The following is a 25,870-nucleotide window of genomic DNA, read 5'->3' on the forward strand; positions in this document are numbered from 1 at the left end:
GCGGGATCGTGCCCCGCTCTCGCTACAAGGTAATTAAAGGAAAAGCTGAAGATTCGTCTTCAGCTTTTTTATTTTAGGTACAACAAATGACCTTTTTTTTATTGTGCCATATCAAACAAACACAAACCTCTTTAAATTTAATTATCTACTACATAACAAAAATTGGTAGGTATTCTGCATCTACAAATTAATAATCAATGTTACTCTAAATAATTTTAATCATAACCACAACACTTAATATTCCCTTGAAAAAAAAAATTACCTATCTCAACTATATACAAGTATCCTCAATTGATTTATTTAACTATTTAAATACTCAATTTTGATGTTCTAATTTATGACTATAAACACTATATAAACATTTTTATGGATAGTTGCTCATTCTCCATAGCAAATAACTTAAATTACACAAAAAAAAGCCCATAAACTTTATGTTTATGAGCTTTTTTCATTTTTATTGTTACTTATTAAAATACAGGATCCCATCCAGCTTCATAAGTACGTGACCACAGTTTCATTGCTTCTCTATTGTACATCATTCCTGTTTGGTTGTCGATATCAAATCCGCTATTTATTCTATAGGCAATATTAGCATAATGCACCATAGCCATACTTATGCTTGCATCGTCTATAGGAGCAGTTAATTTAGCTTTGCCTCTAATAGTATCAAAAAGGTTTATAACGTGTTTTGTAGTGGTATCGCCACCGCCACCTAATGCAGTTCCTGCTTCATTTGATGAGGAATTATATTCTTTAACTAGTTTACCTCTGCGGTCGTATAGCATATATTTACCTCGATCTACAAAAACCGAACCTTCTGTACCATAAATTACTGTTCCTCGCCCTGTGCCGTATGTTTTATAGCTATTTCGTGATTTCCCATCCCACTTTATAACCTTATTATCTTTAAACTTAAAGGTAGCTTCCATATCATCATACATTTCCCAACCATCATTTAAAAAATGGCGCTTTTCTGCTTCCACATAAACGTGTTGCGGAAAATCGACTTGTAATGCCCAACGTGCTACATCTAACTCATGAGTTCCGTTATTTCCAGCTTCGGCAGTGCCATATTCCCAGCCATACCAATGCCAATTATAATCCCATGTTTCCGATGTGTAATCGCGCCTTGGTGCTGGTCCTTGCCACAATTCCCAATCTAAACCTTGAGGAATCGCTGCGTTTTTTTGCAAAGGTACTTGGCCTCTACCATTATTGTAAAATGCTACAGCTTTATAAGGTTTACCGATAACACCATTATGAATTTCATTTATAATCTCGATGGTGTGCCCTGAGGAGCGTTGCTGATTCCCCATTTGCACCACTTTATTGAAATGCTTGGATGCCTTTACCAATTGCTCATTTTCATACATATTATGACTACAAGGCTTTTCGACATACACATGTTTACCTGCTTTCATGGCCATTATAGAACCTGGTGTATGCCAATGGTCTGGTGTTGCATTAATTAAAACATCTACATTTTTATCATCTAGAACTTTTCTAATGTCATTTTCCAATATTGGATTATAATCGATATGCTCTCTAAAGGCCTTTAAACCTTTTGCACGCTGGCTTTCCATAACATCGCACAAATATAAAAGTTTAGCATTACTTTCTTTTAACGCTATGGGTTGTTTAAAAGCAGTCATTCTTCGTCCTAACCCAGCTATAGCAACATGTATACGCTCATTAGATCCCACAATGTTATTGTAACTTTTAGCGCTCATTGCCATAGCTGAATGTCCTATTGTAACAGCTGCTCCGGCTAAAGTTGTTTTTTTTATAAAATTTCGTCTTGATGTCATAATGCTTATAAGGATTTAATTTTAATGTTTTTAAATGCTACACGGTCGCCATGGTCCTGTAATAAGATTTGTCCTTTTTCTAGCAATCCAAAATTTGGCCATTTAGCATATTTACTTTCTGAAACAAGCTTTAAAAACGCTGCACTTCCTCGTTCGTATTCTAAAACTTTCATCCCATTTAACCAGTGTTCCACATGATTGTTTTTTGAAATGATATAAGCGCTATTCCACTCTCCAATTGGCTTAATTGGTTTTTCAGGATTGGCTTGAATTAAATCGTATAAAGAGCATACCGTTCTGCTACCTTCATGACTTCCAAGTTTAGCGTCTGGATGCATTGCATCGTCCAAAATTTGATACTCCAAGCCTATAGAAGATCCAAGACCTTTATTAAGGTTTGTATCTACATAATATTTTATACCGCTATTAGCACCTTGAGTTAATTTAAAGTCTACTTTTAATTCGAAATCGCCATACAACTCTGTAGTAACAATATCGCCGCCTGCTGCTGATTCTGCTCCACCAGAAGATAAAACAATAAGTTCGCCATTTTCTATTACCCAACCTTTATCAGGAAACGATTCTAGTTTAGCACCTCGCCACCCTTTAGTTGTCTTTCCGTTCCAAAGCATTTTCCATCCCTTTTTACTTTCGTCCAATGTTAGTTTGTTTTTAGTAATTACGGGTTGTAATGGTGTTTTTTTGGTATACTTATCTAAATCCTTAGTTAAAATTTTTACATTTTTCCATGAAATTGTCGTGCCTTCTTTTTGTTTTCCGTGAATACTATGCACTTGCAATCCTATAAATCCAGAAGCCGTTTTATCGTCAATTAAATAAGAAGCAGGCACACCGTTTATCCACGTTTTTATGGTGTCTCCAATCGCCTCAATTCTATAATGATTCCAATCATTTTGTTTAAATGCTTTTTGAGCTTCTTCATTACCTTCTAATGTATTTAACCATTTTCTTCTCCCCTCATCAAAAATACCAGCACTCCAAGCTCTTTTAGATGGATCGATTTCTACTTGGTAACCATGTACTCTTCCGTCCTGATAGTGAGGAAAACTATTACTACGAATTTGGATTCCGGAATTCATTGTGGAATCTACTTTATACTCTAATTCTAAAATAAAATCATCGTAAAATTTATTTGTTGTTAAAAAGGTATTAGGAGTTTCTTTTACTGTAGTTCCAGTAATTACACCATCTTCTATACTATAGGTCGCTTTACCTCCCTTTATGTTCCACCCATTTAAGGTGTTATTTTCTATTAAATTTTCCCAAGGTGTTTTGTCTTTTTTATCTCCCGAACAACCTGTAAAACAAGTTACCGCAAAAGCCAATAAAGCCCAATTCCTGAATTTCAACATACTTTTTTTTATTTAATGATTAAAAATTTAAAACAATTTATAGTATTTACTATTATTCTCTATCCTGTACTAGTGGCTTTTATTTATTAAAAAATAACATGTACCCCCGAAAATAAAGGATAGCATACTAAATCCTTACAATGTAATTTTGAAAAAAATGGTTAAAAAAAAGAATCATAAACTAATGTATATGATTCTTTTATATAATTATTTAAGTGTTTTGTACACTTATTGTTTTTGAGAATATTTACTTAAAACTAAAAATAAAATACCACATAATAACCAAGCAGGAAGTGTTACAAAAGATAAAAACACATCAAATTGAATGGATATAAAATAAAACACCCCAAAGCTTATGGCCCATGCCCAAAACACAGACTTATTAAATGAAAGATTAGCTACTTCTGCATAATTCTTGATAATACCCGCCTTTTTATGGAAGAAGTGTTCAAAAACTATAATTGCACCAAAAGGAGCCAATATAAAACCGTATAAAGCCACAAAGCCTAATAATTTCATTGCAAAAGCCGGAAACAACCCTGCAATTGTAGCAATAGAACCTGCCAAAATAGTCACTTTAGCCGTTGAAAGCTTTGGTAAAATAGCCTGAAATGCTAAACCTGCTCTATAAATTGTTGGGTTTGCGGTAGTCCATCCTGCAAGTACTACTGCAATAATTCCAAACACTCCTATAGCGTTATAGGCCATAGGACCTGGAGCCACTGGTGGTGCAGAGTTAGTTGATAAAAATGCTTGTGCTTCGGGAGATTTTAAATAAACTGCATATAACAATGCGGCGGCTATCCACGCCATATAATGACCTACATACATTCCTGCAGCTGTTGCCCAACCTGCTTTAGCTTTTTTAGCAAACCTAAACACAGATAAATCGGACATACCAATATGCATGGCGCCATTAGCAAACCAAGACCAAATAACAACATGCCAAAATGTAAATTTTGTTTGTCCCGGAAAAGGCTCTCCACCGTCTCCCCAAATGTTCCAAAAGTCTGAAAAACTATCCACTCCTAGTTGACCAAGAGCAACTATACCACAGGTAACAAAAGCTAGTACAATTACAGGAGACATCCAGTTTGCTGCTTTTGTAACCGTATCGTAACCTCTGGCTGCAATTACAGATATAACCGCACCTATTATTATAACTATAATAACCCACGTCATTCCATTAGGAAGCGTATCATCTAACTTAGGCATTGGCATATCAAAAGGAATACCAACTGCCGTTGCAGAAACGGTTATCATAGATCCAGCTAAAAAACAAAATAATATACCATTAGCAAGATTATAGCCCGTTACCAACTTTTTACCACAAATTTTTTCTAATTGAAAGTATAGTGTTAATCTGTTTTTAACAGCGATTTCCGCTGTTAAAAATCTCCAACTTAAAACCGCTAAAAGGTTTCCAATTAATAACCCAATAATTAAATCGAAGGCACTAACCCCAGCAGTTAAAAAAAGAGGCCCAATCATAAATTCTGTACCTGCAGCATGCTCGCCAGCATACATACCTATAAAACTTTTCCAGCCTTTTAGTTTAGATTGTGGTACAGGAGTTCTTTCAAATTCTCCTCCCGAAGCTTCTTGTAAAATGTCTTCTTCTTGATGATATTGCGTCATAATTGCGGTTTAGTTTAGTTTTTTTAATAATTAACTTTTTAATAAAGTTACTAAATTATACTCACGAAAATATACTGTACAAATTATAACTCTATCCTGTACTGTGCCGTAATAAAATACCATAAAAAAAACTCAGCCAAAATTTAGCTGAGTTTTTTACAATTACTTTAAAAATATATTATTTAATAGTATTGCGCATAAACTACGCGAGTATGCAAGTACTCTTCCATACCATGTTTGCCATCTGCTCCACCTATTCCAGATTTTTTCCAACCAGCATGAAAACCTTGAATGGCTTCAAAATGTTCTCTATTTACATAAGTTTCACCAAAATGCAGTCCATTTGTTGCACGCATAATGTTATTATAATTTTCAGAAAATATAGAAGATGTAAGTCCAAATTGGCAATCGTTTGATAATGCAATGGCTTCATCTAATGTACCAAACTTCATGACCGGCAAAACAGGTCCGAATACTTCTTCTTGAATAATCTCCATGTTTTGAGACACATTCGTTAAAAGTGTTGGTTTGTAGAAATACCCTTTATCGAATTTCTCGTCGCGTTTTCCTCCTACCAAAACTTCTGCGCCTTCTTTTTTAGCAAATTCTACCATTTCAGAAATTTTATCTATTTGAGATTTAGATACTAGGCTACTCATATCTGCATTAGTTCCTGTTAAAGCATCCTCTACTGTTACTTGACTCATTTTTTTAGTCAATTTATCGACAAACTCATCATAAATACGGTCTTCCACATAAACGCGCTCTGCACAGTTACAAACCTGTCCGCTAAAAATAACTTTAGACGCCACTATGGCATTTACAGCTAAATCTATATTGGCATCAGCACAAACAATTGCAGGAGCTTTTCCTCCTAATTCTAAAGAAACCTTAGTAATGTTTTCGGCCGCGGCACTAATAATTTGTTGGCCAGCACCCACGCTACCTGTTAAACTAATAATACCTGTAATAGCACTTTTTGATAACGCATTACCCACAGTTCTACCCGATCCACAAACAAAATTTAAAACGCCCGCAGGCAAATCTATTTTTTGAATTAATTCTGCAAATTCCATAACGGTATTAGGAGCCTCAGAACTAGGTTTAATAACGCAAGTATTTCCCGTTATAAGAGACGCGGCAACCTTTCTAGCCATTACGAAAAACGGAAAATTCCATGGGCAAATACCAACAGCCACACCAATTGGGACTTTATGAAGGTAAATGTGTTCATTTTCTCGATCACTTTGAATAATTTCACCTTCAATACGTCTTGCCCAACCCGCATTATAATCAAAATAATCGGCTGTTACATCAATTTCAACTTGTGCTAACCCAATAACTTTAGCTTGTTCTTTAGATAATGTTTCTGCTAAAAACACTCTGTTTTCTCTAATAACATCTGCCATTTTATGTAAAAAGGCCGCTCTTTTAATTGCTGGTAAAGCTTCCCATCCCGGTTGAGCTTTTTGTGCTGATTCTAAGGCATGATTAGCATCTTCCACAGTACCTGTAGAGATAGTACTAATAATTTCTTCTGTACACGGATTAAGTATTTCAATAACCGATGTGGCATTGGAAGCTATAAACTGCCCGTTTATATACTGTTTATAATGTTTCATAAGGTTTAAATAGGATTAATTTATATTTAAAAAAAGTCAATAGTATTGCCGTACAATACTCTTTTAGATGGTTTCTAAAAGCATATCATAAATTATAATTAGCAAATATTAATAGTTATTATGGCACTAAATGATATGGAAAATCTGTAGTTTTTTCGCAACATAATTGTTCCATAACTTGCTGTAATTCTGTTTTTAGTAAAGATATGGTATGGTCTCCTCCTTTTTTACCAAGTGCAGAGACTCCGTACATAAAGGAGCGCCCCATAAAGGTAAACTTAGCTCCGCTTGCCATGGCTCTAGCTACATCTGGCCCAGAACGAATACCGCTATCCATCATAACTTCAATTTGGTCTCCGTATTTTTCTGCAATTGTTGTAAGCGGTTTAATTGTAGATTCTCCTGCATCTAATTGGCGCCCACCATGATTAGAAACAATTATTCCATCAATACCAAGCCTTATTGCTTCTTCTGCGTCATACTCTGAAGCCACACCTTTTAAAACCAGTTTTCCTTTCCACATATCGCGAATTGGTTTAATTTTCTCTTCATTTAATCGCCCGCTAAAGGTCTGGTCCATAAATTTACCTAATTGTTTTAAATCTAAACCTTTAGGCATATAAGGTTTAAGCGTTGCAAAATTAGGCTGACCATACTTAAGCGTTTGAAGCGCCCAATCTGGCCTACCAAAAGCTTGTAAAATATTAGATATATTCATTTTAGGCGGCATTGCTAGCCCATTTCTTATATCGCGAGGTCTAAAACCAAAAGTAGGTACATCGCACAAAATAACAAGTACAGGACATTCTGCAGCTTCTGCTCGTTTAATAATATCGTCTCGTAAGGCATTTTCTGTAGGATGGTATAATTGAAACCAAGCTTTGCCTTCAGTTAACTCGCTAGCACGCTCTATACTTGTTGTTGTAACCGTACTAAGTATAAAAGGTATATTATGTTCGAAAGCCGCTTTAGCTAAAATTTCTGGCGAGTTAGGCCACATTAAACCTTGAAGACCAACAGGAGCTATTCCAAAAGGTGCATCATACTCCATTCCAAACAATTTTGTTTTTAATGAAGACCCATGATGTGCTCTTAAATAATTTGGTTTTAATTGAACATCTCTAAGTTCTGAAGTGTTTCGTATTAAATTCACATCTTCATTACAACCACCATCTAAATATTCGAATGCAAATTTTGGTATTTTCTTTTGAGCTCTCGTTCTCAAATCATCTATTGAGGGATAACGGGTATCAAACTTTATAGCCATAATATTTCTTTTTATGATAAAAACTTTTTTCTTAAATCCTCTACCTGTTCATCATTAATAGGCACTAATTCTCCTAACGAATTACCCAAAACAATAGACTTTGCACTAAACTCTGCTACCTCCAAATAATCGAAAGTTTGCAATAATTTATCGCCTGTAATTATTACCGAGTCGTTTTCTATTATTAATGCGGTATCACAATTATCTACAATTTCTGAGCTACAATTTTTTCTGAAATGATTCCCATATTTTACAGCATTAATGTCCTGTAAAAAGATCCAGCTTTCTGGAATTGTTCGCACATTTAAATAGCTATTTGTTACTCCAAATGCCATTAAATATGGCGATTGCGTCATGATTATGGAATTAACATTTGGGTTACGATTATATATTTCTTGATGAATCCAAGAGGCTCTACTAGGTTTTTTTCCTGCTTCGCGTTTACCATCTTTTATTTGGACAATATCATCAATTTCTAAGTCCCATCTATTTACACCTGTTGGCGTAATAAGAAAGTCATTATCCTTCCAACGCATAGACACTGTACCATACGAACTTATCATTAAACCTTGCTGACAAGACCGTTGAACAATCTTGCAAATTTCTAAACGTTTTTCAACTTCGTCTGCAGGATAGGAAGTCGATTCCATTTCTGGTAAAACTCCTGTAGCTTGAGCCTCAAACTCATCTATCTGCTCATCGGTTAAATAATTTGGTGTTCCTATTTGAGAACCGTACAATATCGTTTTAGCACAAAACTCTAGGGCTTCAAAACGTTCAAAAGCATCGGTTAGATTACTACCACCTAAAACCACACCATGGTTTTCCATAATAACCGCCTTGTATCCTTTATTAAATTCGTCTGCAATAACCTCACCCAAGTCTTCACTTCCTGGTAATCGATATTTAGCATAACCAATTGGTCCGCAAATATGTTTTGCTTGAGATATAATATTAGTATTAGGGATTTGGCGAACAATACTAAAAGAAACTAGTGCAGGTGGATGCGCATGAATAACCGATTTAATATCTGGTCTTGCTTCGTAAATGGCTTTATGAAATGGAAATTCTGACGAGGGTTTATGTTTACCAATAATAGTTCCGTCTTTTTTTACGCAAATAATATCCGATGGTCTTAAAGAGCCTTTATCGATTGCCGATGGTGTTACCCATATATCGCCTTGCTCGTCAATAATAGATATATTACCTCCAGAGGTTGTAGTCATTCCCCGTTTATAAATTCTATCTATAATTTCTGTAATCTGATTTCTGGGGTGTATTAATTTTATGTTTTTAGACATTTTTAATGATTTGGAGTTGGAATATTTGTTTTATAAACTGCTGCTTTTTACGCTCCTTTTTTAAAAACATTTAACCGCTAATTATAAAAGGCACATGCTTTTTTAGTGCGTAGTTTTTTTTAAGAAATTTAGAATTTAACTTGGTATCCGATATAGAAATTGCGGCACCCAATGCCGAGCCTAACGAGGCATTTGTTGTTCTTAACTTTTTATCTCTAAAATAATGTGATAGTAATTTAATATAAACATCGTTATCACTAAAACCACCATCTACGTAAAGTCTAGAAATAGTATCGTTTCCTATTGCTTTTTTAATACACTTAATTTGAAGCAACACTAATTCGGTCATTAATTGATGGTAGGCGTACTCATATTTGGTATAAGCAATTTGAGTTTGCTGTGGCATATCTTCGTCCGTTAAGCCTTCCCACTTATAGCAATGCTTAAAGTCTTTCATGATTTCAGAATACATATCATAATCAAACTTTACAGAGCGATGATAATCGTCGTTAACACCAAAATGCTTATCTAATTTTGCAACTTGTATTTTATATTCGTTACCTAAAAATAAACGTGACGCTTTTACAGGTTTTCCATTAATACGCATATAGTTAATAGCGTCTTTATCATTAGTATCTTCGGAAATAGGGTTTTTGGTAAATGGATTAAACGCAATACTCCACGTTCCTGTAGAAATTAATATGAATTTCTTTTTAATACTTCTTACATAAGGAAGCAATGCCGCAGAACTATCATGAATACCCACACCTATTTTAATGCGATTTCCGTTATAGTTCATATTTATACTTGTTTCAGTTGAAACAATAGGCGGTAAAATTTTATTGATTTCGGACTTATAAACCCAAGTATGATAATCTTTTTTACCATAATCCCACAATGCTGTATGGCACCCTATACTTGTATATTCACTTAATGGAATACCGGTAAAAATGTAACTTAAGTACTGCGGTAAGTGCAAGGAATACTTAATTTTTTTATACACTTCTGGTTTTTCGGTTTTTAACCAATACAGTTGCATGCCCGAATTTAGCATACTCAAATCTGCACATCCGGTATTCTTTAAAAATTCTTCTCTAGGACCATACGCATCAAAGAATGCCGTTACTACTTTTTTCGGCAGTGGTTTTGTGTAGTTATAGAGTGGTGTTAAAGGTTCACCGTTTTCATCTATATGTACAAAACTAGCTCCGTAAGTAGAAAAATTAATGGCTTTAACATCAAACTCTTTAGCGTTTAAAATTCTGTTGAATACCTGCTTAAGCCATTTTTGTAACGCAGGAAGATTTTCGGTTGGATGTCCGTCTTCATCTGTAATTTCATCAAAAGAGATATATTCTTTATAGACTTCTTTAAAATCCTTATCGAAAAGAAAAAACTTTTTATTGGTTTTACCTATATCAAAAACTGCGGTTACTTTTGTTCTCATCCTTAAAAAATTATAGTCCTGTGGCTACAGTATTTTTACCTCTTTCTTTAATAAGATGACCTCTAACATCTAAAGATCGGTATGCGTTTATTGGATTTAAAACCCCACCCTTATTTAAGCGAGCTTTTTCAAGTAGTGGTCTTACATCAGTGCGGTAAGCGCCTTGTAAAATTTCTTGACATTTAACAACATCATTATCCAATTGTGCCGCTTTTAATGCTTTTTGGTCTATTAATAACGCTTTTGCATAAGCTTCCTGAATAGCTTCTAGAGATTGAATTAAATCTTCTAAAGGATCTTTAATATTATGACTAGCATCAATCATCCAAGCTAAATCTGGGTTTTGAGGGTTGTTTTCCATACCATAAACGAGCTCGTTAAAAATTAAGAAAAGTGCATATGGCTTAATACTTCCAACAGTTAAATCGTCGTCTCCATATTTACTATCGTTAAAATGGAATCCTCCTAATTTACCTTTTAATTGTAAAATTGAAACTATTTGCTCGATATTACTATTAGGTAAATGGTGTCCTAAATCTACCAATGTATACGCTTTATCCCCACACCCATTGGCTAACATTAATGATGCGCCCCAATCTTGAATAACTGTACTGTAAAAGTTTGGTTCGTATGGCTTGTACTCCACTAACATTTTCCAGTCGTCCGGTAAACCTTTGTATATGTCTATTAAGCTGTCTTGTGTGTTTTGGAAAGCCGTTTGAAAGTTGTTTTGACCAGGAAAACTAGAACCGTCTGCTAACCAAACCGTTAAGGCTTTAGAACCTAACTTATCTCCAATTTTAATAACATCTAGGTTATGTTGGATGGCCTGTTCTCTAACCGCTTTACTTATATTGCTTAACGACCCATATTTATATGTTTCGGCAGCATCTTTCTGATCTTGAAACGTATTAGAATTAACGGCATCGAACTTAATATTTAAAGCATCTGCTTGCTCTTTAATAGCAGCATAATCTGTAGGAATATCCCATGGAATATGTAATGATACGGCTCCGGCAGTTTGAGTTAAACTATGTAAAACAGCAATATCATCAATTTTTTGCTCTAGTGTTGAAGGTTCGCCGTAAAAAGAAAAACGACCAAAACGCGTACCTCCTGCACCTAATGCCCAACTAGGGATAGCCACTTGAAATTCAGCTAATTTTGAAACAATATCAGAAACATTATGTCCTTGTTTACTTAATTTATTAGCTAAAAAATCGAAATTATCATTGTGATTTTCTAAACCTTTTTTATTGTAATCTGAGATTTGTTCTTTTTGTATTTTCATGTGGTATTATTTTATTTTTTTAAAGGTAATATACCGAACATATATAGCCCTTAACTTAAGTATTAATTTGAATTATAGAGTTGAATAATAATTTTAAAATTTAAGAAAAAAAGAAACTCCCATAAACTTCAATTTGAAACTACGGAAGTTTTCTTTTACTAACTAAACAACTACTAAACTAATTTCTATATTTTATCTAACAAATGCATTTGCCATTCCTCCATCTACATTAATAATGTTTCCTGTAGATTTATCTAAAATACCAACTAAAGTAAATACACCATTAGCAATATCGTCTGGCGTAATAATTTCATTTAACAAGTTTCTTTTAGCATAAAATGCTGGCAACTCATCAACAGTAATGCCGTTTGCTTTAGCACGACCTTCTGCCCAAGCACCTTCCCAAATTTTACTTCCAACAATAACACCATCTGGGTTTACGGTATTCACTCTAATTTTATCTTTTGCTAATTCTGCTGCTAATAAACGTACCATGTGCTGTTGCGCCGCTTTAGCTGTTCCGTAAGCCACGTTATTTGGACCCGCAACTAAACCATTTTTACTTGCTATAGAAATGTAGTTTCCACCCAAGCCTTGCTTACGCATAATGACCGCAGATTGTTTTGCTAAATCGAACTGTCCTTTAACTAAAATATTTTGTAAAATGTTCCAATCTTTATCGGTAGTATCTTCTAAAGGTTTCGAAATTGCTAATCCTGCACTGTGTACAATAATATCTACACCTCCAAATTCAACGCAAGCCTTTTTATAAGCCGAGGCAATTGATTCTGTACTAGTAACATCGCAAATAGCATAAGTAGACACGTCTCTTTTGTAAGTAGCGTGTGCTTCTTTTAAACTATCTTCATTAATATCTGTAAGAACTACATTGGCACCTTCGGCAGCTAATTTATCTGCAATAGCTTTACCAATACCTCCTCCGGCACCAGTAACAAATGCTACCTTACGAGATAATGGTTGTTCTTTTGGCATACGTTGTAGCTTAGCTTCTTCCAATAACCAATACTCAATATCGAAGGCCTCTTGTCTTGGTAACGATGTGTACTCGGTAATAGCTTCTGCACCACGCATTACATTAATAGCATTAATATAAAACTCGTTTGCAACACGCGTAGTTTGCTTGTTTTTAGCAAAACTAAACATACCAACTCCTGGGTAAATTATAATAACAGGGTTTGCATCACGCATAGCAGGACTATTTGCTTTTTTACAAGTATTATAGTAATCCGCATACTCTTTTCTGTAAGCTTCAAAAGCAGGTTCTAATTTCTTTAAAACAGCATCTGTATCTGTTAAATCTTCATTTTTATCTAAATCTAATACTAATGGCTGGATTTTTGTTCTTAAGAAATGATCTGGACAAGATGTTCCCATAGGAGCTAAACGCTCTAAATCGTTACTATTAATGTATTCCATTACCACATCGGTATCAGAGAAATGCCCTATCATTCTATTTTCAGAAGAACATAACCCTCTTAATAAAGGCATAATTTGAGCCGCTTTATCTAAACGCTCTTCTTTTGGTAAACTTTCTATTTTTTGTCCGCCAAAAACAGAACCTTTTTCTTTAATTTTCTTTTCTATAAACTCAGAAGCCATTTCAATAACCTCTAAACTATTCATATAACATTCAAAAGAAGTGTCTCCCCAAGTAAATAAACCATGAGAACCTAAAACGATACCTCTAATACCAGGATTATCTGCTAAACATTTTTCTATTTGAAGTCCTAAATCGAACCCTGGACGTTGCCAAGGCACCCATCCCATAGTATCACCCCAAATTTCTTTGGTTACTTTTTCGCTATCTTTTGCTGCAGCCACGGCAATAAGTGCATCTGGATGTAGGTGATCAATGTGTGCAAATGGTAATAAACCATGTAACGGCGTATCAATTGATGGTGCTTTACTATCTAAATCAAAAATACAGTGATTGAATAATCCAACCATACGATCTTCATCTTCTAAACCGCCGTAAACATTTTTTAAATCACGTAATCGTTTTGTATAAATGCCTGCAATACCACTTCTATTTAAAGTTCCTATGTCTCCACCAGAACCTTTAATCCACATCACTTCAACATCTTCATTTGTAAGAGGGTCTTTTTCTATGGTTCTACAACTTGTATTCCCACCGCCGTAATTTGTAATTCTTAAATCTGCTCCTAAGATATTTGAACGATATAAAAATAAATCTACTTGATTATCTCCAAACTCAGCTGCCTTTTTATCGTCCCATAAATAATCGACGTATTTAAAACTCTTAGTAATTTCTTTCATGTTAAATATATTTAGATAAATAATAATACCAAAAATATATCCCTAAATAAACTTTTGTATCCTGTACTGTACCGTAATACTAAATAATGCCTAATAAAAAGTTGTGTTTTTTGCTAAAAACATAAAATAACAACCTGTTTTTTAGTCGATTAACTAAAACACACGTGTTTTTTTAATGGTATATTAATTAAACATTACCAACCTAAGCTTTGCAATTAGTTAGAACACATTGTTAAGTATAAAACTAATTATTTAGAAACTACCTCTACATGTCAGGATACCGCAGGATTCTTTTCCTTAATACAGCTAGTACTTTTGACTCCATATAATATATAGGATAATATCATTTAACTATAAAAGGTAAATCTGCTCATTAATTATGGATACAAAACACACAACACTAGGAGAATTTATTATTGACAACCAAAAACATTTTAAATACTCGTCGGGAGAACTTTCTAGATTAATAAACTCCATTCGATTAGCTGCAAAAATTGTAAATCATGAAGTTAACAAAGCAGGTTTAGTAGATATTTTAGGAGCCGCTGGAGAAACCAATATACAAGGAGAAGACCAACAAAAACTTGATGTTTATGCAAACGAAGTGTTTAAATCGGCATTAATAAACAGAGAAATTGTATGCGGTATTGCAAGTGAAGAAGAAGAAGATTTTATTACCGTACAAGGTAAATATAATGCCCACGATAATAAATATGTTGTTTTGATTGATCCTTTAGATGGCTCTTCAAATATTGATGTTAATGTTTCTGTAGGCACTATCTTTTCAATATACCGAAGAACTACACCCCTAGGAATGCCCGTAAAAAAAGAGGATTTTTTACAAAAAGGTAAGGAGCAAGTCGCCGCTGGTTATATTGTTTATGGCACTTCAACTATGCTCGTATATACAGCTGGTTATGGTGTAAATGGTTTTACCCTTAACCCAGCGATTGGAAGCTTTTATTTATCGCATCCGGATATGAAATTTCCTGAAACCGGAAATATTTTCTCTATTAATGAAGGAAACTATGCCCAATTTTCTCAAGGTGTTAAAGATTACATTAAATATTGTCAAGCTGAAGAAGACGATAGGCCTTATACCTTTAGATATATAGGATCTATGGTATCAGATTTTCATAGAAACATGATAAAAGGCGGTATTTATATTTATCCTGCTAGTACCAAAGCACCAAAAGGGAAATTACGATTATTATATGAATGTAATCCCATAGCTTTTTTAACAGAACAAGCTGGTGGTAAAGCCACCGATGGATTTAATAGAATAATGGATATTCAACCTACCGAATTGCACGAAAGAGTCCCTATATTTTGTGGTAGTACTAAAATGGTTGAAAAAGCCGAATTGTTTATGAAGTTAAATAAAGAATAAAACCTTATAGAAATCCCTTTATTCAGTTACTTTTTTGTATTATTAAATTCTATTTGTAGAAACACTATTTAATTAAATTTTTACAATTTTTGCTATCTACCAAAAACGTACACTAATGGATCTAATAAAATTCATAAAAATAGACGAAAACTCAAGGGTTCCAAAATACCAACAAATTATAGATTCTATAATTGATAACATCTCTTTAGGTAATTTAACAATGGACCAAAAGATTCCTTCTATAAATATGTTTAGTGAGGAGTTTTACCTTTCTAGAGATACGGTTGAGAAAGCATATAGTATTTTAAAGAAAAGAAACATTATTACCTCTATTCGTGGTAAAGGCTACTATATTTCTAGAACTAAATTAATATCGAAAGTCAACATACTATTTTTAATTAATAAATTAAGCTCTTATAAACTAAGAACCTACAATCATTTTATTGACGCCATTGGAGGCAATTCGCATACCGATTTACATATTTATCATTGCGATGAATCGTTGTTTTTAAACCTATTGGATAAAAATAAATCGGCTTACGATTATTTTGTAATTATGCCTCATTTTAAAACCGAAGATTTAAAACATATTAGCTTAACGGATAATGTTACTAAGGCTCTTAAAAAAATACCTGAAGATAAACTAGTAATTCTAGATAATAAAAAACCTAACATAAATGGAAGTTCAGTAGAAATCTACCAAGATTTTGAAAATGATATATATTTTGCTTTAAAGGAAGCTTTACCTAAAATAAAAAAATATAAAAAAATCATGCTAATCTATCCTGAAAAGGCAGTTTATCCTTACCCAAGGCGAATTTTACACGGTTTTAGAAAATTTTGCGTGGAACATAAACTTGATTTTGAAATTCTAGAGAAGGTTTATGACGATATGATTTTGAAAAAAGGCGATTTATTTATAACTATTGAAGAAGCCGACTTAGTAAACCTGGTTAAGCAAGTGCGCGAAGACGAATTTAGATTAGGTAGTGATATTGGTATTATATCCTACAATGACACACCATTAAAGGAACTTTTGGGCATTACGGTAATATCTACAGATTTTAAAGTAATGGGAGAAACCGCCGCCACCATGATTTTAAATAAGCAGAAGGGAAAAGTAAAAGTACCTTTTAATTTTATTGATAGAGATTCTTTGTAAAACGCTTTTAAACCTTATTAATTAGAAATATAGCATCCTATTTTATTGGTTAAATTCTTTGTAAATGCATTTATTTTCCTTTGTATTTATTACCTCATTTTTAAAAATCAACTTTTCACCTTCTCCAATGTAAATGTTTTGCAATACCTCTTTTTCATTTAATGTGATTACAGCAAAAGTGCCTTTAAAATAAATATTTAATTCTTTATCTTGAAAAATGGAACCTTTCGATTGCGTGATAACGTATTGTACTAATGTTTCAGTTGCAGTATTACTCAAAATTTTTAAACCTTTATAAACACCTCCTTTCTCAATTTTTTCAACCGAAGAAATTGTTGGTGTTTCAGTTTGGTTATATGGCTCATAAACAACCACAAAAGGATTGTCCCAAGCAGCACCTCTATTGCGAATTACCAATGTAGGCGTTGGTAAAGTATCGTAAGGCTTTGGGGCTTCAAAAGTATGCGGCGCTTTTACTTGTGTATATTCTCGGTTTTCAAATCCTGGAATGTGCATTTGCATATATATTGAACCTGGTTGCAATTGTTCAACATTGAAAATTGCCTTAACAGCCTCGTTATAAGGTTTTGATGTTTTTACATCCTCAAAAAAGTGCCATCCAGGGTTTCTATATGTTCCTCTATCCCATTTAGCATTAGCATTTTGGTTGTATTTTTCTGGTGTACTTTTAAAAGCCATATTTCTGTTTTCAAACGCCAAAGTATCCCCAATATTGTGATATAAATAATCATGAAACTGGTTCGGTAATTTAGATTTTGAACGAAAAACATCTACATAATATCCTGTGGTTGGTGAAGTTCTAACTAATGCAAGCGTACGTTCTTGCGTAGCTTCTGCTTTTTTGCCACCATTATCTTCAAAAGTTGTTTGGCTAAATGAATGGTATGGCGAAACGCACTTTGCTCCAACTTGAGGTTCCATGGAAACAACTTCAACGGTATTAATACCTAAATTACTCCAGCCACCTTCACCTTGCGAGCTGCCATTTACTATTACCGTGTTATGCGCTGCAAATATTCTTGAATAGTTTTCATGAATATCTTTAGCATATTTACCTCTACCATTATCGACACCCAATACTTGACCTTCTCCATACAGCTCAATATTCATACCTTCTGCATGCCCATGTACCATGTGCGCCCCACCTACAAAACACATGAGTCCGTCTTCCGGCTTATTTGTACTGCTTGGGTTTCTTTGCATTACTATACCTGCATGATACACACGATCTGTTATAGGTAACTGGAAGTCATTAGGGTTTCCTTCAATTTCAGAATTGAGCAAAAAAACAGACTCCATATCACTTCTTTTGTAATTACCGTTTTCTAAAACACGATTTAAAATAGGCCCCATTTTATCTATAATTTCTATAGAACCATCCATTTTAGCTAAAGCATAAGCATGATCGATAGCCTCGTAAGGTGCTTTACCTTTTCTGTGGCCATCTCCCCACCTTACCAATTCGTTATTAGGATACACAAAATAGTCTAATCTGGGTAAAGCATGTAAGATATTAGGATATTCTTGAGATAGTTTTAAAGATGGATTATACCTATTTACCACCAGCATAAGTTTTGTTAAAATGGCTGTAGAATGGTTTAGGTACTGCGATGTTTCTGGCCAAATATCGCCTTTTTCTTTATAGTTTTTAGCCATTACATTAAGCGCATCTTGGTTTTTGGTATTTTCAGTTAGAAAATAAGATAGTAATTTTTCTCGCTCCGTTTTATCGTCCATGGCAAGCGCGTTATACACCAAACTTGGTGCTTCTAACACAGAATGATTGGAACCTGTATGCCCATAGTTTATAGTGATATCTGCGTAAGTTCTAAACACATTTTGAGCTTCATTAAAAGGAAAGTCAACTTTATCACCCTTTATGATATCTAAAGATTTACCACCGTTTTGAATATATGGATATACAAAATCGTAAATTAAAGGTAGCTTATAGCCTATAACACGTACTTCTCTAAAACCATCATAAGGAAATAACCAACCACCTCTACTATGCCAATTAGATAGTTCTGCCTTTTGCACAGATTTTATAAAACTATATAAAATACTACTGGCTACGTAGGCGTATTTTTCGTCTTGTGCAACATAGTAAATCATGCTACAATCTAAGGCTACTTGCAGATTTTTAATTAAAAGTTCGGCAGGTTTCCATTCTTCATCTGTAGCATTATCTAAATTTTTATGAACACCATTTTCTATATGGTCTGTTTTATAAAATGGTGGGAACTGATTCTTTTGAGCTTCATCGCAATTAAATGGTAATTGTTTAACGTAACTTTCTGGATTTTTATAAAACAAATCGACTTCGCTATCTGTTTTTTTTAATAGCTTATTATAAATATCTTGAGCCCACGGCTGGGTTTTTATTTTTTGAAGTATTTGTGGGCGTTCACTTGATTTTACTAGAATAAAAGGACGTTTGGCGTCTTGAGCATATATTTTAACCCCTACTAATACGAAAAGAAATATTATACTGTATTTAATTTTCATTTTTTATTTTTCAACCTTTTGTTATACTTTTTATTTAAAGCTAAATTTATCAATAATTGTTGTAGTTTTTTTAAACCGATCTACCCTTGTAATATTCACTTTTTTGTACCAAAACAACAGTAATCGTATACATTTTGGTCGTCTGTTAAATAAAATATCGAGCGTTTATATTTTGTTTAAACTATAACCCTACTGACCAAATCCATTTATTATTATTACTATTATTATTATTGATTACAGCCTAACAACTAAAAACACCAAAAATAATTCTACTCCAAATAATTGTTTTTTTCTTGCGTGGAGCTTGTTTTGGCCTTTATTTATTTTTAATTAAATTATCTATCAGCACCAATAACTTTAACAGGCCTAATGTCTTCTCCATTTACGCGTTCCTTTTGTTCCACAAAATAGGGTTGAAAGGTGTAATTAGATTTTTCATCCCATTTAGAATTTAAAGTTGGCAATAGCTTTTGTAATAACTCAATTTTATGCTTAAATTTAGGATTATTAGCTTCGTTATACCACTCATTAGGGTCGCTACTATGGTCATAAAACTCTTCATTTCCATCTTCGTAACGAATGTATCTATATCCATCTGCTTTTATTGCATGGTTATTCATACCAAAGGTTGTTATGGCTCTAGCGGTTTCTAGTCCTTCATCATTTTGCATCATGGCCACTAAACTATTCCCTTCATTTCTACTATAAGCTGGCAATCCACTTAATTCTAGTAGTGTTGGGTAAATAGATAACATCTCGACTGGAGCTTCAATTTTCTTGCCTTTTGGTACATTAGGTCCCACAAACATTAAAGGTGCTTTGGTTGCAGTTTCCCATAAGGCATGTTTAGCAAAGGTGCCTTTTTCGCCTAAACGGTAGCCATGGTCTGACCATAATACAATAATAGTGTTATCTGCATATTTACTATTCTCGAAAGCATCCAGCACCCGCCCTAATTCATAATCCACATAACTCATACAGGCTAAATAGGCTTGTACTATCTTTTTCCATTCGCCACTCTCCTTTGCCCATTCTGTAGATGGCATCATAGGTAAATCATTTATTTGTAAGCCTACAGGTGGAATATCGTTTAAATCGTCTGCTAAATATGGTGGTGTTTCAATGCTTTCCAAAGGATGTAAATCGAACCATTTTTGCGGTACATAAAGCGGCACATGTACACGTAAAAACCCGAGTCCTAAAAAGAATGGCTTATCGTATTCTCTTTGTAACCGTTCTATAGTCCAATTTACAGATTGATGATCTGGCATTAAAGTATCATGTTCTGGAAATGCGCCCCAGTCTGTGCTGGTTCTGCCGTGCGTTCCTTTAATACCTTTTCCAAAACCATCCCAAACAAAACGCTTTTCAGGATAGGGACCAAAACCTTTAACACGACCTCCAGATTCAATAAATACACTATCTGGTGCATGAATATGGAACAGTTTTCCTACACCCATGGTATGATAGCCGTTATTCTCAAAATATTCTGGTAAAAATGTAATATCTTTAGTTGCTTGATTGCCTGGTCTTCGGATTTTATTATCTGGAGTCATGCCATAAATCCCAGTTGTAGAAGGACGCAATCCCGACAGGATAGATGCTCTAGATGGTCCACATAAAGGTGCTTGAACATGGGCGTTTGTAAACGTAACTCCCATGGCTGCTAACCTATCAAAATTAGGCGTTTTCGCATTGGAAAATCCATCAATAGGCGATATCCAATTGTTTAAATCGTCAACCGCAATGAATAAAACATTTGGCTTCGACACTTCATCTTTAACGACTTTCTTTTTTTCATTATTACATGAAAAGATGAATGTTAAAACTAGTACTAATAACAAAAATGTTTTTTTCATAATACGTACTTTTTATTCTGCTCTAAAACTGGCAATTTGTTGTTTCAATTTTTCAACTATTTCAGGATTGTCTTTTGCTATATTATTTTTTTCAAAAGGGTCTATATCAATATTAAACAATTGAATATTTTCTTCAGTCTTTCTTATAGCATCTGGAACTATTAATTTATACGGCGGTGCAATAGCAATATTGTAAAACATGCTTGACTCTATAGTATTAAAATCGTGCGCATATATTTCTCCGAAAATAACTTCACGATTGTTTAATTCCGTTTCATTTAAAACACTTATACCAGGTAAGTTTTTAGGTTTATTAATATCTAATATATCTAAAACGGTTGGCACCATATCAATACTACTTACAACGGTTGTAGTATCCTTTTTAGGTTTTATTTGTCCTGCCCATTTATACATAATTGGTGTGCGCATACCCAAATCGTAAGGAGAGCGTTTTGATATTTTATCGTAACTAGAATCGTTTAAGTTTTGTACCCATCCATTATCGCAGACATAAACAAATACTGTGTTATCAGTTACCCCTCTTTCTTCAATGGCATCAAAAAGTTCACCGCAAGTTTCATCAAACCATTCACACATGGCCCAATATTTAGCTACATGTTCAGTCGGCGCTTTTGGAAGATACTTATCTAGTAAACGTTGTGGCGGATTGTGCGGTGCATGTGGTAAAAATGGTGCATACCACAAAAAGAATGGTTTCTTCTGTTTTACAGCAACATCTATATAACTGTTTAACGTATCCATGCCTTTTCGTCCAATTTCTAATCCGTAATCACCATGACGACCGCCTCGGTTTGGGTTGCCATGCGTCATCCCATAATCAAAACCACCATTTTTATGGTTTCCTATCCACCATTTTCCGGTTTGAAATGACAAATACCCCTTATCTTTTAGTAGATCTGGAAGTGTATTTAAGCTTTTAAAATTCTCAATTACTGGCTCATAATTTTTAGCCCGCCATTCCTTTTTGTTTTCTCTTGTGTTACCCGGAAGTACTCTGTCATTCCCTAAAACACCATGATTTTTTGGATATACTCCTGTAATTATAGTTGCTAAAGAAGGCGAACATAAGGATGTTGGTACATAACCTCTAGTAAAGGTTAAACTCTCTGAAGCAAATTTATCTAATCGAGGAGTTTCAATTTGTTCATGCCCCATAAACCCATAGTCTGTCCATGCTTGATCGTCGGAAAGTATGAATACAATGTTAGGTAATTTTTTACTTTCAGAGTCTTCATTCTTTGCCTTACTTTTTTCTTTGTTTCCACAAGAAAACACAAAACCAATGAGAAGCAAAAGGATACTAACTTTTTGTACTGTTTTCATTTTTGTCTAATTTATGTTAGTTTAATATTTATTTTAATTCTTTTACAACAGATATATTTATTTGAACAGGCCCTAATAATCCTGAGCTTCGCAACTCATCATTTTTATTATAGTGCTTCCAAGACGAAAACGTGGTTCTCTTACTCGGTCGTTCTGTATCATTTAGCAACCAATTTGGTAAGCTTTTTGTTTTTTCTCCTTTTCTTTCAAAATCTAACGATAAATTTTCGTCTCCAATTAATCGATTTGGCCACAGGTTGGTTACCCTAACTTCTAGCGTATTTTGTCCTGCTTTTACAAAAGCATCAATATTAATTCTAAACGGTGCTTTCCACAATATACCTGCATTTTTACCATTTATAATTACTTCTGCTATTACACCAACACTTCCTAAATCTAACTCAAAAGAGGTGTCTTTTTTAAATATCTTTTTAGAAATATTAAAGTTTTTTTGATATGTTGCTGTTCCTGAATAATATTTAATAGCATTATTATCTGAATTAGACCACGACACCAAATTATTAAATACGGTTTTAATTGGTGTACTTAAATTTTCTTTAAATTCTATATTCCAGTCACCTACTAACTCTATTGGTTTTGGAACCGATTTTACTTTAATCGTTTTATTCTTACCCAAAGAAGTTTGGTATGTTATTTCTCCTGGATAAGATGTTACCCAATTTACTTTTCCATTAGTATTAACCAGTTTCGTTTTAGAAATATCTTTAGACAGGTTAAGCACTCTTCCTTCCGGAACAGAAACAACATGCTCTACCCCATCCGTAGAAAAAGTAAGACGCAATACTTTGTTTTTACCTTCGGTAACATGACCATCTATTAAAGATTTTTCTATCGGAATTTCTAAAACTCCAGAGGATACCATGCCTTTAATTTTCTCTGTAATATCAAATGTTTTATAATATTTAGGTACCTCTTTAGTTTCTGGCTTAAACTTTCCAAAAACTGCTTTTAAAATGGTTAAAGATCCTTTATCAGTAGCATCTATATTTACAAACTCTCTTTCTTCTACGTATATTCGCTTGATTTCTTCACCTATTTTATATTCCATTCGGAATTCCTTTTTATACCCCATTGCAGGATCACAATCGCAAAAACCTCTTCCTGCCTGTAGTTTTAATTTATTATCCTCTACAGCTGCCTTTACCTTATCGGTGATATCTACCAATCCGTCTTGTAAAAATGAACCATATTCTGCCTTAATAATTTTCAAATTAGATAAAGGTTCTAATTGAGGTTTTTTAAGTGTTTCAGAAATTTTTGTAATATGAGCAGATGCTGCAACTGGTTTTCTAAATATAACAAAAACAGATGCTTCCATACCTAATTGAATAGGCACGCTTGTTGTTCCGTCTTCATTATCTACCCAAACAGCAAGACTTTTAACCTCACCACTTTCTGAATTCCATAATTCTGGTTGCTTTCCTTTTACTCTAAATCGTCCTGTAATTTCTCTACTTTCTTTTTTAGCATTGGCAATAAAATAGATATCTGCATCTTCTGTTTTTCTGTGGATAAAACTGATGTCTGATGCGTCTCCTTCTTCAATTCTAAAATCAGAAGGTGTTTTACTTTTTGATAAAAATTCTTGAATTGTTATTTTTTTTACCAAACCAGAATTCCATAAGTTTTCTGCAAGTTTATCAATCTTATCATCACTTTTTGGGTAATTTTCGAGACTTGGAGATTTATAAGGACGCTCACCAATTACCTTTGCACCTGCTTTTGTAAGTGCTGCTATTTTAGAAAGTGTTTCTGGTTTCATCCAACTAGAAGTTGGTAAAACTAAAACTTTGTATTTATTACCAACTGATGTATAAATATCTCCATTTTTAACCGTTAATCCTGCTAATTTATTGGCTCCAATTAAATCATAATCAAAACCCATGGCTTTAATTTCTGGCATTAAAAAAGCTGTGTTAGGAGATGATTCTCCTGTAAAAACCAAAACATCTGCTACATTTTGACCTTGTTGAAGTAAAAATTGAGACCTAGCAATATAATCCATAAAGCCTTTTCCTTGACTCCACCATGTATTTAATCGGTTAAAATCTGTACCATGATAACTTAATGCTAAACCAGGAGCTACATCCCAAGGTTGGTGTACATACGTATGAAAAATAAAACGCGTAATACCTTGTGCCCAAGCTTGGTCTCCTATAGATTTTAAAACAGCAGGATGCTCGTCCCAACCACCAATTCCTGTAAAAGACTCGGCACCAACAATAGAACTTCCGTTTAAATGTGCTATCGAAGAAACGAATTTAGGAGAATCGAAAAACGGGTATCCACCACTCCAGAACTCACACATTACTATATCTCCAGTTGCACCAACTTGCATATTGTCAAATGGCCCCCAATAGGGTTCTACAGAAAATTTCATGCCATTTTCACGGCATAATTCTCCAAAATGAGCATAATAATTTTTTGCCATTAAATCTCCTATCGTTCTTCTAAAATCCCATAAAAAACGTTCTGATACTTCACCACTTTCTACGTAATAACCTGCTAAGGTTGGTAAATAGCTTGTTAAATTATAACCTCTTAATTTTTTAAATTCAGTATCAAATCCGGCAGTCCAATTGGTAGTTCCTACTTCATAACTATCTATCAAACAATTATTAACAGTTGTTCCTATTAAATCTCCCAATTTATTAATAATAGGTTGTATACCGCCTTCCCAATAGACATCAACTGCTTTTTTACTCATTTTATCAACTTCTAAACCACGGCCTCCTTCTGGTGCTGGGTGGTTACTTTTACCTGTTGGCGTGTGTCCTAATCTTAAAATAATCCATTCTCCTTTTGGGACGTTCCATTCAATAAATCCGTTTTTTGTAATTTTTGAAGTTAAATCAATAATGTCATTTTTATTAATTACGGCAGAAGCAGTAATCGCTTTTGTATCTGGTAACAAATGATTTCGAATACGATCTGTTAAATTTTTATAATCTAAACCATCTATTTTTATATCTGTTTGAGGTTTAGGAAATGCCAATACTGCAATATCTTTGTAATAATTTAATTTGGTTTTAGGTTGTGGTAATTGATCTTTAAATAATTTTCCGCCTTGTACTGTAACTTCCGTAAACACGGTTGTTTGCATAGCATATTCTGGTGTAATCCATGGACCACCTGAAGATGACCAACCTGCACTGTTATGAAACGTAAGTTCTAATCCTAATCTTTTAGCTTCTTTTGCAGAAAAATGAAATAAATCTAACCACTCTTCACTTAAATATTTTACAGGTCCATCTGGAAATTCTAATTTAACATTAAACAATTGTGCTTCTTGAATACCAACTTCTTTCATCGCTTCTAAATCTTTTGTAATTCCAGATTTAGATACGTTTCCGCTAATCCAATGCCACCAAGTTCTTGCTTTAGCTTCATTTGGTGGGGATTGAAACCCTGTTTCAAGTATGCTATTTTTGTCGAATGTACTATCTTGTTTATACAAACTTTGCCCAAACATTGGGTTAACAGATAAAACAACAATCCATACTAGCAATAAAACCTTTTTCAT

15 protein-coding genes are annotated in these 25,870 nt (G+C 33.8%); 2 read left to right on the forward strand and 13 right to left on the reverse strand.

Annotation, left to right across the window (positions count from 1 at the left end; all coding sequences use genetic code 11):
• Window positions 1–467 precede the first annotated feature (467 nt).
• The 9 genes from HNQ90_RS12405 to HNQ90_RS12445 form a co-directional block, all read right to left on the reverse strand.
• Entirely contained in the window at window positions 468–1,808 is a 1,341-nt protein-coding gene (locus tag HNQ90_RS12405; RefSeq protein WP_144116353.1) for a Gfo/Idh/MocA family protein, read from the reverse strand.
• A gap of 5 nt (window positions 1,809–1,813) precedes the next feature.
• Window positions 1,814–3,181: a 3-keto-disaccharide hydrolase gene (locus HNQ90_RS12410; protein ID WP_144116354.1), complete on the reverse strand. Its 1,368-nt coding sequence runs from the start codon at window positions 3,179–3,181 to the stop codon at window positions 1,814–1,816.
• Between the two features lie 228 nt (window positions 3,182–3,409).
• Window positions 3,410–4,819 carry a purine-cytosine permease family protein gene (locus HNQ90_RS12415; RefSeq protein ID WP_144116355.1) on the reverse strand — a complete coding sequence of 470 codons (1,410 nt, stop codon included), beginning with the start codon at window positions 4,817–4,819 and terminating at the stop codon, window positions 3,410–3,412.
• A gap of 182 nt (window positions 4,820–5,001) precedes the next feature.
• Window positions 5,002–6,441 carry an aldehyde dehydrogenase gene (gene aldA, locus HNQ90_RS12420; RefSeq protein WP_144116356.1) on the reverse strand — a complete coding sequence of 480 codons (1,440 nt, stop codon included), beginning with the start codon at window positions 6,439–6,441 and terminating at the stop codon, window positions 5,002–5,004.
• Between the two features lie 118 nt (window positions 6,442–6,559).
• The gene (locus tag HNQ90_RS12425; protein WP_144116357.1) at window positions 6,560–7,708 is read right to left on the reverse strand and encodes an alpha-hydroxy acid oxidase; all 1,149 of its coding nucleotides are present in this window, start codon (window positions 7,706–7,708) and stop codon (window positions 6,560–6,562) included.
• An 11-nt stretch (window positions 7,709–7,719) separates the two neighbouring features.
• Entirely contained in the window at window positions 7,720–9,009 is a 1,290-nt protein-coding gene (locus tag HNQ90_RS12430; protein WP_144116358.1) for a class II aldolase/adducin family protein, read from the reverse strand.
• A 70-nt stretch (window positions 9,010–9,079) separates the two neighbouring features.
• The gene (locus HNQ90_RS12435; protein WP_144116359.1) at window positions 9,080–10,456 is read right to left on the reverse strand and encodes an FGGY-family carbohydrate kinase; all 1,377 of its coding nucleotides are present in this window, start codon (window positions 10,454–10,456) and stop codon (window positions 9,080–9,082) included.
• Window positions 10,457–10,466: 10 nt separating this feature from the next.
• Entirely contained in the window at window positions 10,467–11,747 is a 1,281-nt protein-coding gene (locus tag HNQ90_RS12440) for a sugar isomerase (protein WP_144116360.1), read from the reverse strand.
• A 192-nt stretch (window positions 11,748–11,939) separates the two neighbouring features.
• Complete coding sequence (locus HNQ90_RS12445) at window positions 11,940–14,045, reverse strand: bifunctional aldolase/short-chain dehydrogenase (RefSeq protein ID WP_172625868.1); 2,106 nt, start codon at window positions 14,043–14,045, stop codon at window positions 11,940–11,942.
• Window positions 14,046–14,424: 379 nt separating this feature from the next.
• Here HNQ90_RS12445 and fbp point away from each other — a divergent pair, with 379 nt between their 5' ends.
• Window positions 14,425–15,435: a class 1 fructose-bisphosphatase gene (gene fbp, locus HNQ90_RS12450; protein WP_144116361.1), complete on the forward strand. Its 1,011-nt coding sequence runs from the start codon at window positions 14,425–14,427 to the stop codon at window positions 15,433–15,435.
• A gap of 115 nt (window positions 15,436–15,550) precedes the next feature.
• Window positions 15,551–16,597: a GntR family transcriptional regulator gene (locus HNQ90_RS12455; protein ID WP_144116362.1), complete on the forward strand. Its 1,047-nt coding sequence runs from the start codon at window positions 15,551–15,553 to the stop codon at window positions 16,595–16,597.
• Between the two features lie 42 nt (window positions 16,598–16,639).
• Here HNQ90_RS12455 and HNQ90_RS12460 read toward each other — a convergent pair whose 3' ends face one another.
• The 4 genes from HNQ90_RS12460 to HNQ90_RS12475 all read right to left on the reverse strand — a co-directional run bounded on the left by HNQ90_RS12460 (window position 16,640) and on the right by HNQ90_RS12475 (window position 25,870).
• A complete protein-coding gene (locus tag HNQ90_RS12460; RefSeq protein WP_144116363.1) occupies window positions 16,640–19,123 on the reverse strand; it encodes an endo-acting ulvan lysase-like protein in 2,484 nt (827 codons plus the stop codon).
• A 335-nt stretch (window positions 19,124–19,458) separates the two neighbouring features.
• Window positions 19,459–20,982 carry a sulfatase gene (locus HNQ90_RS12465; RefSeq protein ID WP_144116364.1) on the reverse strand — a complete coding sequence of 508 codons (1,524 nt, stop codon included), beginning with the start codon at window positions 20,980–20,982 and terminating at the stop codon, window positions 19,459–19,461.
• A gap of 12 nt (window positions 20,983–20,994) precedes the next feature.
• Entirely contained in the window at window positions 20,995–22,326 is a 1,332-nt protein-coding gene (locus HNQ90_RS12470) for a sulfatase-like hydrolase/transferase (RefSeq protein ID WP_144116365.1), read from the reverse strand.
• A gap of 28 nt (window positions 22,327–22,354) precedes the next feature.
• On the reverse strand, window positions 22,355–25,870 hold the full coding sequence (locus tag HNQ90_RS12475; protein WP_206669647.1) for a glycosyl hydrolase: 3,516 nt from the start codon (window positions 25,868–25,870) through the stop codon (window positions 22,355–22,357).

The sequence above is a fragment of the Algibacter amylolyticus genome, from assembly GCF_014202225.1.
GTDB lineage: Bacteria > Bacteroidota > Bacteroidia > Flavobacteriales > Flavobacteriaceae > Algibacter_B > Algibacter_B amylolyticus.

Excerpts from the sequence above, each read along its gene's own strand:
- HNQ90_RS12435 (WP_144116359.1), bottom strand. The coding sequence starts at position 10,456 with ATGAGAACAAAAGTAACCGCAGTTTTTGATATAGGTAAAACCAATAAA.
- HNQ90_RS12475 (WP_206669647.1), bottom strand. The coding sequence starts at position 25,870 with ATGAAAAAGGTTTTATTGCTAGTATGGATTGTTGTTTTATCTGTTAAC.
- HNQ90_RS12455 (WP_144116362.1), top strand. The coding sequence starts at position 15,551 with ATGGATCTAATAAAATTCATAAAAATAGACGAAAACTCAAGGGTTCCA.
- HNQ90_RS12425 (WP_144116357.1), bottom strand. The coding sequence starts at position 7,708 with ATGGCTATAAAGTTTGATACCCGTTATCCCTCAATAGATGATTTGAGA.
- HNQ90_RS12445 (WP_172625868.1), bottom strand. The coding sequence starts at position 14,045 with ATGAAAGAAATTACTAAGAGTTTTAAATACGTCGATTATTTATGGGAC.
- fbp (WP_144116361.1), top strand. The coding sequence starts at position 14,425 with ATGGATACAAAACACACAACACTAGGAGAATTTATTATTGACAACCAA.
- HNQ90_RS12470 (WP_144116365.1), bottom strand. The coding sequence starts at position 22,326 with ATGAAAACAGTACAAAAAGTTAGTATCCTTTTGCTTCTCATTGGTTTT.
- HNQ90_RS12410 (WP_144116354.1), bottom strand. The coding sequence starts at position 3,181 with ATGTTGAAATTCAGGAATTGGGCTTTATTGGCTTTTGCGGTAACTTGT.
- HNQ90_RS12465 (WP_144116364.1), bottom strand. The coding sequence starts at position 20,982 with ATGAAAAAAACATTTTTGTTATTAGTACTAGTTTTAACATTCATCTTT.
- HNQ90_RS12460 (WP_144116363.1), bottom strand. The coding sequence starts at position 19,123 with ATGAAAATTAAATACAGTATAATATTTCTTTTCGTATTAGTAGGGGTT.
- HNQ90_RS12415 (WP_144116355.1), bottom strand. The coding sequence starts at position 4,819 with ATGACGCAATATCATCAAGAAGAAGACATTTTACAAGAAGCTTCGGGA.
- aldA (WP_144116356.1), bottom strand. The coding sequence starts at position 6,441 with ATGAAACATTATAAACAGTATATAAACGGGCAGTTTATAGCTTCCAAT.
- HNQ90_RS12440 (WP_144116360.1), bottom strand. The coding sequence starts at position 11,747 with ATGAAAATACAAAAAGAACAAATCTCAGATTACAATAAAAAAGGTTTA.
- HNQ90_RS12430 (WP_144116358.1), bottom strand. The coding sequence starts at position 9,009 with ATGTCTAAAAACATAAAATTAATACACCCCAGAAATCAGATTACAGAA.
- HNQ90_RS12405 (WP_144116353.1), bottom strand. The coding sequence starts at position 1,808 with ATGACATCAAGACGAAATTTTATAAAAAAAACAACTTTAGCCGGAGCA.